The sequence below is a fragment of the Streptomyces sp. NPDC048417 genome (assembly GCF_040651615.1).
Lineage (GTDB): Bacteria > Actinomycetota > Actinomycetes > Streptomycetales > Streptomycetaceae > Streptomyces.
Genome location: NZ_JBEZKI010000037.1, coordinates 62376 through 74742, shown reverse-complemented (window position 1 = coordinate 74742; position 12367 = coordinate 62376). Strand labels below are relative to the sequence as shown.

At 70.0% G+C, this 12367-nt stretch carries 8 protein-coding genes; 7 read left to right on the top strand and 1 reads right to left on the bottom strand.

Annotated elements, in window-relative coordinates; translation table 11 throughout:
- Positions 1-23: 23 nt before the first annotated feature.
- From AB0D59_RS42405 to AB0D59_RS42380, 6 genes are all read left to right on the top strand, one after another.
- Positions 24-1037: a LacI family DNA-binding transcriptional regulator gene (locus tag AB0D59_RS42405; protein ID WP_362576622.1), complete on the top strand. Its 1014-nt coding sequence runs from the start codon at positions 24-26 to the stop codon at positions 1035-1037.
- 142 nt (positions 1038-1179) lie between these two features.
- Positions 1180-2277, top strand: coding sequence for an ABC transporter substrate-binding protein (locus AB0D59_RS42400; protein ID WP_362576621.1), 1098 nt, complete (start codon positions 1180-1182; stop codon positions 2275-2277).
- 1 nt (position 2278) lies between these two features.
- Complete coding sequence (locus AB0D59_RS42395; protein WP_362576620.1) at positions 2279-3796, top strand: sugar ABC transporter ATP-binding protein; 1518 nt, start codon at positions 2279-2281, stop codon at positions 3794-3796.
- The gene (locus AB0D59_RS42390) at positions 3789-4751 is read left to right on the top strand and encodes an ABC transporter permease (RefSeq protein ID WP_362576619.1); all 963 of its coding nucleotides are present in this window, start codon (positions 3789-3791) and stop codon (positions 4749-4751) included. The genes AB0D59_RS42395 and AB0D59_RS42390 overlap by 8 nt, the downstream gene beginning before the upstream one ends.
- Before the next feature lie 23 nt (positions 4752-4774).
- Complete coding sequence (locus AB0D59_RS42385) at positions 4775-5779, top strand: ABC transporter permease (RefSeq protein WP_362576647.1); 1005 nt, start codon at positions 4775-4777, stop codon at positions 5777-5779.
- Positions 5780-5787: 8 nt separating this feature from the next.
- On the top strand, positions 5788-9072 hold the full coding sequence (locus AB0D59_RS42380) for a TIM-barrel domain-containing protein (protein ID WP_362576618.1): 3285 nt from the start codon (positions 5788-5790) through the stop codon (positions 9070-9072).
- Between the two features lie 146 nt (positions 9073-9218).
- Here the strand turns inward: AB0D59_RS42380 and AB0D59_RS42375 are convergent, their stop codons facing one another.
- Entirely contained in the window at positions 9219-11078 is a 1860-nt protein-coding gene (locus AB0D59_RS42375) for a glycoside hydrolase family 2 TIM barrel-domain containing protein (RefSeq protein ID WP_362576617.1), read from the bottom strand.
- A 217-nt stretch (positions 11079-11295) separates the two neighbouring features.
- Between AB0D59_RS42375 and AB0D59_RS42370 the strand changes: the two genes are divergently transcribed.
- Complete coding sequence (locus AB0D59_RS42370) at positions 11296-12360, top strand: LacI family DNA-binding transcriptional regulator (RefSeq protein ID WP_362576616.1); 1065 nt, start codon at positions 11296-11298, stop codon at positions 12358-12360.
- The last annotated feature ends 7 nt before the right edge of the window (positions 12361-12367 follow it).

Genomic DNA, 12367 nt, shown 5'->3' with positions numbered 1-12367 from the left:
CTCATCGATGCTGAGGAGATCCCTTGCGGGTCAGCCTGAGGGACGTGGCGGAACGCGCGGGCGTTTCGATCAAGACCGTGTCCAACGTTGTGAACAACTATCCGCACGTCACCCCGGCCATGCGCGCCAGGGTGCAGGCGGCGATCGACGAGCTCGGTTACCGGCCCAACCTGACCGCGCGACATCTGCGCAAGGGCCGGACGGGGATCATCGCGCTCGCCGTTCCCGAGCTCGGCAACCCGTACTTCGCGGAGCTGGCCGGCGCCGTGATCGACGCGGCCGCGGAGCACGAGTTCACCGTCCTGCTCGACCACACCCGGGGCGAGCGCGAACAGGAGATCCTGGTCAGCCAGGGGTTCCGGGGCGGTGTGATCGACGGGCTGATCCTCAGCCCACTGACCCTGGAGGCCGAGGATCTGCAGGGCCGGTCCGGCGACGTACCGCTGGTGCTGCTCGGTGAGCGCGAGTACGGCCTGCCCTTCGACCACATCGCGATCGACAACGTGGCGGCGGCCCGGTGCGCGGTGCGTCATCTGCTGGGCCGCGGCCGGACCCGGATCGCCTACCTCGGCGTGCGCACCGACTCCCTGAACCAGCCCGCCCACCTGCGACTGGACGGCTGGCGCGCGGAGTTGGCGACGGCCGGGGTACCCGCGCCGGACAGCCTGGTGGTGCCCGTCGGCGGCTGGGACCGGGACGACGGGGCGCGTGCGATGGCCGAGTTGCTTGACTCCGGCGTGCGTCCGGACGCCGTCTTCGCCTTCAACGACCTGATCGCGATCGGGGCGATGCGGGTGTTGCACGAGCGGGGTCTGCGGGTGCCCTGGGACGTGGCGGTGGTGGGTTTCGACGACATCGCGGAGGGGCGTTTCGGCGCCGTCACCCTGACGACGGTGTCGCCGGACAAGCAGGCCATCGCGAAGATGGCCGTGGCCTCGCTGCTGCGCAGTCTTTCGGGCCGCGAGGAGCCCGGCGGGCGCGAACTGACCGCGAAGTTCGAGCTCGTCGAGCGGGAGAGCACCTTGGGCCGACGGTGACGAGATTTCGGACGGAAGGCTTTACACGGCTCTTCCAACGATGTAAAAACCTCCCCTGAACGACGAGCACGCCGAGTTGACGCAAGAGCAAGCCTCCCCGAGAGCGCTCTCAGCTCCGGGGCCGTGCCGTTTGGGGACACTCATGAAGCCCACCGCACTCGTCCGTCGCACCTCCGCGCGAACGCTTCTCGCCGCCGGCCTCGTCACGAGCCTCGCGCTCGCGACCGGATGCACCAAGTCCGAGGACGACTCGGGCACGAAGCCCTCCGCCTCGAAGCAGGGCGACGCCGGCCAGGTGGTCGCCTCGCCCGGCGCCGCCTCGGGGCCGACCTGCACCATCGACGCCTACGGCGGCCGGAAACTCGATCTGAAAAGCGCCACCGTCGGCTTCTCCCAGTCCGAGAAGGAGGCCAACCCCTTCCGGATCGCGGAGACCGCCTCCATCAAGGCCGAAGCCAAAGCCCAGGGCGTCAGACTGCTCACCGCCAACGCCCAGTCGCAGTTCTCCAAGCAGATCAGCGACGTCCAGGACCTCATCGCCAAGGGCGCGAACCTGCTGGTCATCGCCCCGCTCAACTCCGACGGCTGGGAACCGGTGCTGCGCGCCGCGGCCGCCAGGCACATCCCGATCGTGACCATCGACCGCAAGATCAACGCAGCGGCCTGCAAGGACTATGTCAGCTTCATCGGCTCAGACTTCGTCGAACAGGGCAAACGGGCCGCGGACCAGATGATCGAAGCGACCGGCGGCAAGGGCGAGATCGCCATCCTCCTCGGCGCGGCCGGCAACAACGTGACCACCGAGCGCACCAAGGGCTTCGAGGACCGCATCAAGGAGAAGGCACCCGGCCTGAAGGTCGTGTTCCGTCAGACCGGCGAATTCGCCCGCGAGAAGGGCCAGTCGGTCACTGAGAACCTCATCCAGTCCAAGCCCGGCATCACCGGGATCTACGCCGAGAACGACGAGATGGGTCTCGGCGCCGTCAACGCCCTCAAGGGCGCGGGCAAGAAGGCCGGCGACGTCAAGATCGTGACCATCGACGGAACCCGCAACGCCGTACAGAGCATCGTGGACGGATGGATCTACGCGGTGATCGAGTCCAACCCGCGCTTCGGGCCGCTCGCCTTCCAGACCCTCGACACCTTCACCAAGGGCGAGAAGGTCGGGCAGGACATCGTTATCAAGGACAGCGCCTACGACAGGAGCAACGCCCGGTCGGACCTCGGCAAGGCCTACTGACGTGCTCTCGGTCACCCAGCTGTCCAAGACCTTCCCCGGCGTGCGCGCGCTGTCCGACGTGGACTTCACCGCGCGCGCCGGAGAGGTGCACGCGCTCGTCGGCGAGAACGGCGCGGGCAAGTCGACGCTCATCAAGGTGCTCACCGGGGTGTACCGGCCCGACCACGGCGAGTTGAGGTACGCCGGAGAACCGGTCCGCTTCAGCACACCGCTGCAGGCCCAGCAGGCGGGCATCTCCACCATCTACCAGGAGGTCAACCTCGTCCCGCTGATGAGCGTGGCCCGCAACCTGTTCCTCGGCCGCGAACCGCTGGGCCGCCTGGGCCTGATCGACTTCCGCCGCATGCACCGCGAGGCCGACGAGGCACTGCGCGGACTCGGCATCCGGGTCGACGTGCACCGGCCGCTGCGCGAACTCGGCGTCGGCACCCAGCAGATGGTCGCGCTCGCCCGTGCCGTCGCCGTCGAGGCCCGCGTCGTCATCATGGACGAGCCGACCTCCTCCCTCGAACCACGTGAGGTGCAGACCCTGTTCGAGGTGATCCGCATGCTGCGCGAGCGCGGCGTCGCGGTCGTCTACGTCAGCCACCGCATGGACGAGCTGTACGAACTCTGCGACGCGATCACCGTCCTGCGCGACGGACGCGTCGTGCACACCGGCCCGCTCGCCGAGCTCGACCGGCTGCGGCTGGTGGCCATGATGCTCGGCCGCGAGATCGGCGAGGTGCGGGCGGAGGGCCTGACCAAGTTCACCGGCTCGCACGACACCGAGGCCGAACCGCTGCTGACCGCAACCGAGTTGACGGTACGTCACCGTCTGCGGGACGTGTCGCTGTCGGTCCGGCCCGGCGAGGTCGTGGGCCTGGGCGGGCTGCTCGGCTCCGGCCGCAGCGAGACCGCGAAGGCCATCGCCGGGGCCCTGCCCACCGACACCGGCCGGGTCGTCGTCGCCGGCGTCCCGGTACGGGCGGGCTCGACCGCGGCCGCCATCCGCGCCGGCATCAGCCTGCTGCCGGAGGACCGCAAGAGCGAGGGCATCATGCCGGGTCTGTCGGTCCGCGAGAACATCGCCCTCGCCGCGCTGCCCGGGCTGTCCCGCTTCGGCCTCGTCGACGACGCCCGCGTCGACCGGATCGTGGACACGTTCATGGAACGGCTCCGGATCAAGGCCGCGGGAGCGCACCAGAAGGTCGGCGAACTCTCCGGCGGCAACCAGCAGAAGGTCCTGCTGGCCCGCTGGCTGGCCCTGCACCCCAAGGTCCTGCTCCTGGACGAGCCGACCCGCGGCATCGACGTCGGCGCCAAGGCCGAGGTGCAGGCACTCATCGACGAACTCGCCGACGACGGCCTCGCCGTGCTGCTGATCTCCTCCGACCCCGAGGAACTGATCGAGGGCAGCGACCGTGTGGTGGTCCTCAAGGACGGCGTCGTGGTCCGCGAGCTGACCGGTGAGGCCGTCAACGAGGGCGAGCTGATGCGCGCCATCGCCGCCGTACCCGCTGGAGAAAGCGATGACTGAACTCACCCTCGGGCGCGGCACGCTGGACCGTGCCCGGCTGCTGCGCCTGCTCCAGGACTACGGCGTGTACACCGGCGTCCTGGTGCTCCTGCTGTTCAACCTCGCCTTCACCCCCCACTTCGCCTCCGCGGAGAACTTCCGCACCCAGGCGGTCCAGGTCGCCCCCGTTCTGATCGTCGCGCTGGGCATGGCGCTGGCGATCGGCACCGAGGGCGTCGATCTGTCGGTGGGCTCGGTGATGGCCCTGGCCACCTCCCTGCTCTCGCTCTACCTGGGCTACGGACCCTGGATCGCCACGTTGCTCGCGGTGATCATGGGTGCCGTGGTCGGCGTCGCGAACGGCGCGCTGATCGCGTTCGTCGGCGTCCAGCCCATCGTCGCCACCCTCGCCCTGATGGTCGCCGGACGCGGACTGGCCCTGGTCCTGCTGCCCCAGCTCAAGGACGTACGCGACCCCGGACTTGCGGTACTCGGCTCCGGCGCCGTCCTTGGCGTGCCCTACCTGATCCTCATCGCCGCGGCGCTCGCGGTGCTGGTCGCGTTCGTGATGCGCCGCACCACCTTCGGACGGCAGGTCCTGGCCATCGGCGACAGCCGCCCGGCGGCCCGACTCGCCGGACTCCCGGTACGCCGGGTCCTGGTCGTGGTCTACGTCTGCTCCGGCGCCCTCGCCGCGATCGCGGGCGTGCTCGCCACCGCCCGCCTCGCCGCGAGCGACCCCACCTCCCTCGGCACCCTGATGGAACTGTCCGCCATCACCGCCGTGGTCGTCGGCGGCACCCCGCTCAGCGGCGGACGGGTGCGCGTCGGCGGCACCGTCGCGGGTGCCGCGCTCATCCAGCTGCTCACCACCACCCTCATCAAGCACGATCTGCCGCCGTCGTGGACCCAGATCGCCCAGGCCGTGGTGATCGTCCTCGCCGTCTGCGCGGCCCGGGAACGAGGCAGGCGATGACCACGCAGACCGAAGAGGCCGGAATGCCGACCGACACCATGAGCCGCAAGGGCGCCGGTCCCGGGCGCATGAACCGTTCCGAGCGGCTGAGCGGGCTCGCGCAGCAACACGGCGCCCTGGTCACCCTCCTGATCGCCATGGCCGTGGCGTCGCTGAGCTTCGACACCTTCCTCACGGGCGACAACCTGGAGAACATGGCGCTGTCCTCGGCGTTCCTCGCCGTGGTCGCCCTCGGCATGACGTTCGTGATCGTCACCGGCGGCATCGACCTGTCGGTGGGCTCGCTGTTCGCCCTCGGCGGCGTCCTCGCCGCCTGGGGCTCGCAGTACGGCACGGCGGTGGCCCTGCTGCTGCCGCTTGCCGTCTGCGGACTGATCGGCCTGGTCAACGGAGTACTGATCGCGCACGCCCGGCTGGCGCCGTTCATCGTCACCCTGGCGGCGATGCTGGGCGCCCGGGGCATCCTGCTGGCCATCACCGACGAGGGCTCGAAGACGTATCTCGTCGACAAGGACTCCTTCTTCGCCACTCTCGGACAGGGCTCCTTGGGCGGCATCGGAGTGCCCGTGTGGATCACCGTGGCGCTGTTCGTGCTCGGCGCCGTCGTGCTGCGCCGGACCAGATTCGGGCAGTACGTCTACGCGGTCGGCGGCAACGAGGACGCGGGAGCCCTGATGGGGGCACCGGTGGCCCGTACGAAGATCTCCGTCTACACGCTCTCGGGCCTGTGCGCCGGGCTCGCCGGCGCACTCAACGCCGCCTGGCTGCTGTCCGGCGTGACCATTCTCGGCAGCGGCATGGAGCTGGAGGCCATTTCCGCCGTGGTCATCGGCGGCACCCTGCTCAGCGGCGGTTTCGGCTTCATCAGCGGCTCCCTCGTCGGGGTGCTGCTGCTGAAGGTCATCCAGAACGTGATCAACCAGATCGGCTCGCTCGACTCGGCCTACCAGCAGGTCGTCAGCGGAGCCTTCCTGGCCGTGGTGGTGGTTGCCCAGACGTGGCTGGGCCGGAGACGGAGAGTGCTGTGAAACCATCCTTGCCGAGATTTCCCCGCAGGCTGGGCCGCCCCGTCGTCGTCGGGACGGTGGCCATGGCGGCACTGGGGCTCTGCCTGGGCACCCCGGGCGTGGGGGCGGCGGACACCAGAAGCCGGCCGAGCGACCCTGCCGCCGTGACCGTACAGGACGCCCGCTTCGAAGTCCTGTCACCGACATTGATCCGGACGGAGTACGCGGGGGACGGCCGCTTCGAGGACAGCCCCACCTTCAACGCCGTCGGCCGGGAATCCTTCACACCGCCCCCCTACACCTCGTCCGTCAGCGACGGTGTCCTGACCATCACCACCAGCGCCATGACCCTGCGCTACCGGATCGGCTCCGGACCCTTCGACGCCGACAACCTGACGACGTCCTTCAAGGCAGGGCAGACGCCGGTGCTCACGGCACCCTGGCAGCACGACGTCTGCACCGTCGGCGCCTTGTGCGAGGCGGAGGACCAGCTGTACGACGGTCCGGGCCTGGCCACGGATCACAGCGGGTTCACCGGCAAGGGCTTCCTCGCCGGTTTCGAAGTGGCCAACAACTCCCTGGCCGCGGACGTGCAGGCCTCGTCCGCCGGTACCTACGACCTCGCCGTGCGCTATGCCAACGCGGCAGGCAGCGACGGCCACCACGAGGCACGCACCCTCAGCCTCAGCGTGGACGGCGGCGCCGACAAGACATTCACGCTTCCCGCGACATCGGACTGGAACACCTGGGGCGTGGCCCGCCTGCCGCTGACGCTCGGCGCCGGTCCGCACACCGTCAGACTCCACCGCGCCGCCACCGACTCCGGCAGCGTCAACGTCGACAGCCTCGCCCTCCTCGCCACCGGAGCCACCTACCCCACCCGAGCGCAGACCACGGTCAACGGCTGCCGTTTCGGCACCAGTTGCGAGGCCGAGGACGCCCTCCTGTCGGGCTCCGCGATCATCGCCACCGATCACAGGAGTCATGCCGGCTACGGCTTCACCGCCGAACTCAACCAGGGATCCGGTATCTCGGACCGGATCACCGGCGTACCCGGCGACGGCACCTACCTGCTGAACCTGCGCTACGCCAACGGCACCGGCAGCGACGGCCTGCACCAGCCACGGACGATCGAAGTCCGCACCGGCAACGGCGCCTCCCACACCCTCACGCTCCCGGCCACCGACAACTGGGACACCTGGCAGTCGGCCTCCTTCCCCGTCGAGTTGAAGGCGGGCACCGACCAAGTAACCCTGAACTGCCCGGAGTCCACCAGCTGCCACGTCAACCTGGACACCGTCGCCCTGAGCCGGCAAGGAGAGGCCGCCCCCGCGCCCCACCTCGCCCTGGGCGGCTACCGTCGCAGCCTCGACGGACTCAACGGCGACACCGAACCCACCCCCTGGACCACGCCCGGTCTCCTGCACCGCGACGGCTGGTACCTGCTCGACGACACAGCCTCCGCGGTCTACGACACCGGCACCAAGAAGGCCACTCCACGCCCCGCCCACGGCGGCCGGCCCTACCAGGACGGCTACCTCTTCGGCTTCGGACACGACTACCAGCAGGGCCTGTCCGACCTCGCCATGCTGACCGGGCCGTCACAGTTGCTGCCCCGCTGGGCCTACGGCGTCTGGTACTCCGAATACATCGACCGCACGGCGAACGACTACGAGAACACCATCCTGCCCGCGTTCCGCGCCGCGGACGTCCCTCTGGACGTGCTGGTCACGGACACCGATTTCAAGTCGCCGAACACCTGGAGCGGGTGGAACTTCGACCCGGCCAAGTTCCCCGACCCCAAGGCCTTCTTCGACTGGTCCACCGGCCAAGGGCTGCACAACACCCTGAACGTGCACCCGAGCATCCTCGGCTCCGACCCGCAGTTCGCGAAGGCCCAGAGCACGGCCAAGGGCAAGCTGAGAAAGGGCGGTTGCGCAGGCAGCGCCGGCTCGGACTGCTACACCTTCGACTTCGGCGATCCCGACCAGCTCAAGGCCTACCTCGACCTGCACCGTCCGATGGACCAGGCCGGCAACGACTTCTGGTGGCTCGACTGGTGCTGCGACGCCTCCCGCTCCTCCCAGTCCGGAGCCACCCCGGACGCATGGATCAACCAGAAGTACGCCGACCTCACCTCCGAGACCAGCGACCGCGGCTTCGTCCTGTCCCGCGCCTACGGCTCCCTCCAGGCCGGCGGCTACAGCGGCGGCGTAGGCCTGCCCACCGGCCCCTGGGCCGACAAGCGCAGTACGCTCCACTTCACCGGTGACACGACCTCGAACTGGGGCACCCTGCGCGCCGAAATCGGCTATACGCCGGGGGAGTCGGCCGCCACCGGCCTCGCCGCCGTCGGTCACGACATCGGCGGCCACAACGACGGATACGGCATCCCCGGAGCCGAGACGTACACCTCGAACGGCCAGACCCACCGCACCACCAAGCTGCCCGACGACCTGTACACACGGTGGGTGCAGTTCGGCACCTTCCAGCCCGTCGACCGTCTGCACAGCAACCACAGCGACCGCCTGCCCTGGCAGTACGGTCCCGAAGCACAGAATTCCGCGGAGAAGTTCCTCCGGCTGCGCGAGGCGCTCGTGCCGTACACGTACACCCTGGCGCACGAGGCCAACACCACCGGCACCCCGATCGTCCGCCCGTTGTACCTGCAGTACCCGGAGGAGGAGAACGCCTACACCAAGGCGGACAGCGAGTACCTCTTCGGCCCCGACATGCTGATCGCACCCGTCACCACACCCGGCAGCGACACCACCACGTCGGTGTGGTTCCCTCCCGGCCAGTGGACGGACTACTTCACCGGCCGCACCTACACCGCACCCGCCGGCGGAGCCACGCACGACATCACGACCACTCTGGACACCATGCCGGTCTTCGTCCGGGCAGGCGGTATCGTCATCACCCGGTCCGACAACGTGCCCAACGACGCCCTGAGCCCGCTCGACAAGGTCAGCATCACAGTGGCCCCGGGAGCATCCGGCGCGTTCTCTCTCTACGAGGACGACGGCACCACCTCGCATTCCGGTCGTACGGCAACCACCCGGATCCGCTATACCGCGCACAAGGACGCACACCTGCTGAAGATCGCCGCTGCCAAGGGAACCTTCCGAGGACAGGCGGCCCGCCGAACCTGGACCGTGTCCTTCCTCGGCGTGAACGAACCACCGAGGGAGGTAACCGCGGGCGGCACCCGGTTGACCACCTCGGCCTGGCACTGGGACGCCGACAGCCACGTACTGCGGATCACCACCCCCGCGCACAGCATCCGCGTTGCCACGGCCATCGCGTACAAGTAGAAGGCCGGGACTGGTGCGGGCCCTGCCGCGCATGTCGTGCTTGGCGGCAGGGCCTGTCATACCTCGGCGCGGTCGGCGACCTCACCCGCTTGTGCCACACCCGGTCGGGGTCACCCACCGATCAGCCGTGTCGACAACGCCACGGGTCACTGCACCTCGTCGGCCAGGGCCGGGGACTCGGGCTTCTCCTCGGGGGCGGCCCCGGTGCCGGTGACGATACGGCGGATCGTCTCCAGCGGCAGCTTCGGCGAACCGTCCGTATACAGGAGGCCGTTGGTCTCCTGGGCGGTGTCCATGAACTGCGTGTAGCAGAAGCCCGCGACGATCGGGCTCTTGTGCAGTACCCCGAAGATCTCGCCGAGCAGAGCGGCGTACTGCGTGTCCGAGCTGGTCCGCGTGTAGGAGAACTCGTCCTCCTCGGCGCCCACGGAAAGACCGCCGAACTCCGTGACCATCAGAGGGACTTCACCGGAGCGGTAGCGCTCCGTCTGCCGCGCGCCGAGGGAGAGGGTCCGCCCGGCCGGGCCCGGCGAGGCCAGCAGCGCTTCGAACCCGGCGGCGTCGCCGTAGCGGCGGGTGAGCAGCGCGGGGTCGGAGGAGTAGTCGTGCACACCCATGATGTCGCTGTCGGTGTGCTCCCAGCCCTCGTTGGACATGACCGGGCGGGTCGGGTCCAGGGCGCGGGTCAGGTTCGCGAGCGCGACCGTGTAGGCCTGCTGCGCCGGATCGTTGGCGACGTCGGAGCAGCCCCAGCTCTCGTTGACCGGCACCCAGGTGACGATCGAGGGGTGGCTGCGGTCACGCCGCACCATCTCCAGCCACTCACGGGTGAGCAGCTCCACGGCCTCGGTGCCGTACTCGTACGCGGCCCCGGTCTCGCCCCACACCAGCAGGCCGAGCCGGTCGGCCCAGTACAGGAAGCGGGGGTCCTCGGCCTTCTGGTGGATACGGACCGCGTTGAAGCCCATCGCCTTGATCAGCTCGACCTCGCGGCGCAGTTCTCCGGTGCCGGAGTTCGCGATCAGGGTGTCGGGGCGGTAGCCCTGGTTGAGGACCGAACGCACGTAGTAGGGGCGGTTGTTGAGCAGGAAGGCGCCCCGGCCGACGCCGGCGCTGCGCAGGCCGACGTAGCTGGCCACGGTGTCGAGCACCTGGGAGGTGACGGCGTCCCGGACGGTCACCCGCGCGTCGATCAGCGTGGGCCGCTCGGGGCTCCACAGCAGATCCTCGCGGTCGATGCCGTTGCGCAGGGCGGGGACGACGAGATCGATGCGGCTGCGCGGGGTGCGGACTGCGGTGGTGGACTGGGCGAGCACCTCGCCGTCGTGGCTGAGGACGATCTCGACGCTGACCGGGGCGGCGGGCCCCGAGGCCAGGGTGATCTCGGCCTCGACGCCGCGCGTCGGGTCGGGGGTCCAGGCCAGGTCGGTGACGTGCTGAGCGGAGACGGTCTCGGTCCACACGGTCTGCCAGATGCCGCTGGTCCGCTCGTACCAGACCGCGTGCGGCCGGTCCTGCCAGTCCTGCTTGCCGCGCGGCTGTGCCAGGTCGGCCGGGTGGTCCTCGGCGCGGACGACGAGGACGTGCTCGTCGGTGCCGGGGCGCAGGGCGTCGGTGACGTCGGCGGTGAAGGGTGTCTGACCGCCCACGTGCTCGGCGACCAGGCGGCCGTCGAGCCAGACCTTGGCCCGGTGGTCGACGGCGCCGAAGTGCACCAGGGCCCGGTCGCCACCGCTGGCGGCGAGGACCTCGTGGGGTATGCGGCGGCGGTACCAGACCACCGCGTGCGGCGCGGTCTCGCCGATGCCGGAGGCGGGGGCCTCGGGCGGGAAGGGCACGGTGATCTCCCGGTCGAACGCGCCGGCCGTCTCCGGGGAGAACCATGCGTCGCGCTCGCCCTGGCAGGCGTCGTCGTACCCGAAGTCCCAGACGCCGTCGAGGCTGTGCCACCGCTCCCGCTGCAGGATCGGCCTCGGATACGTCCCGTCCTGCTCGATCGCGCTCACGGACCCTCCTCCTGCCTTTTCCGGAATTCCCGGCATAGGCGTTTCTACGACTCGAAGCCCTGCCATCATGTGTGATCGTTTGCATCGATGCAAGGTCCTGCCGGGATGCGACGCTGAGACGGACCCGGGTACGGCAGACTCTGAGAGCCTGCCGGGCGCCCGACCTGGGCCGCCCGGCAGGCCCTGAGAGGGCCGGCACGACGGGAAGGAGGCCCCAGTGGCCAAGGTGCGGATGCGGGACGTGGCCGAGCACGCCGGGGTGTCGGTGCGGACGGTGTCGAACGTGGTCAACGGCTTCTCGCACGTCAGCCCCGACACCCGCGCCAAGGTGCAGCGCTCGCTCGACGAGCTGGGATACCGCATGGACTACCTGGCCCGTGGCCTGCGCTCGGGCCGCACCGGCTTCATCGCTCTCGCGGTGCCGTTCCTCGCCGAGCCCTACTTCGCCGAGCTGGCCCAGGCGGTGATCCGGGCCGCGGGCCGGCGCGGCATCACGGTGCTCGTCGAGTCGACCGCGGGCGACAGTGAGGTGGAGCGCCGGATCATCGAGGGCGGTCTGACCAATGTCGCCGACGGTGTGCTGCTGAGCGCCCTGACCCTGCCGGCCAGCGACATCGCCGCCAAGAAGCCGGACTTTCCGCTGGTCATGCTGGGTGAGCACAGCGTCGGCGACCAGTTCCCGCGGGTCGGCATCGACAACGTGGCGGCCGCGCGCACCGCCGTCGAGCACTTGCTGGAGCAGGGCTGCCGCTGGATCGTCGCGCTCGGCCGCAACGGCAGCGAGAACGGCCGCCAGCGCACCGAGGGGTACGAGCAGGCGATGTCCGCGGCCCGGGTGCGGCGGGTGAACTGGCTGGTCGTACCGGTCGAGGACTGGACCAGGGAGCAGGGTTACGTGGCCGTGCGCGAGCTGCTGGAAGGCAACGGCCCGCTCCCCGACGCGATCTTCGCCTTCAACGACGCGCTCGCCGTCGGTGCGCTGCGGGCCCTTGACGCCTCTGGCGTCCGGGTGCCCGAGGACGTCGCCGTCGTCGGTATCGACGCCGTTCAGGAGTCCGCCTACACCCACCCGCCGCTCACCTCCATCGCCCCCGATCTCGACGCCATCGCCGAGCGTTCGCTGGCCCTGCTGGAGGAGCAGATGCAGGCTCCCGATGGGTCCGCTGAGGCCGCGTCGAGCGAGAACGCGCAGGTGGGAACGGTGGTGGCGGCCCCCCAGGAGGCCACGCCGTACCGGCTGGTCGTCCGGGAGTCCTCGCGCCGCGAGCCCGAGCCGGAATGAGCCGCGG

Excerpts from the sequence above, each read along its gene's own strand:
- AB0D59_RS42400 (WP_362576621.1), top strand. The coding sequence starts at position 1,180 with ATGAAGCCCACCGCACTCGTCCGTCGCACCTCCGCGCGAACGCTTCTC.
- AB0D59_RS42390 (WP_362576619.1), top strand. The coding sequence starts at position 3,789 with ATGACTGAACTCACCCTCGGGCGCGGCACGCTGGACCGTGCCCGGCTG.
- AB0D59_RS42385 (WP_362576647.1), top strand. The coding sequence starts at position 4,775 with ATGCCGACCGACACCATGAGCCGCAAGGGCGCCGGTCCCGGGCGCATG.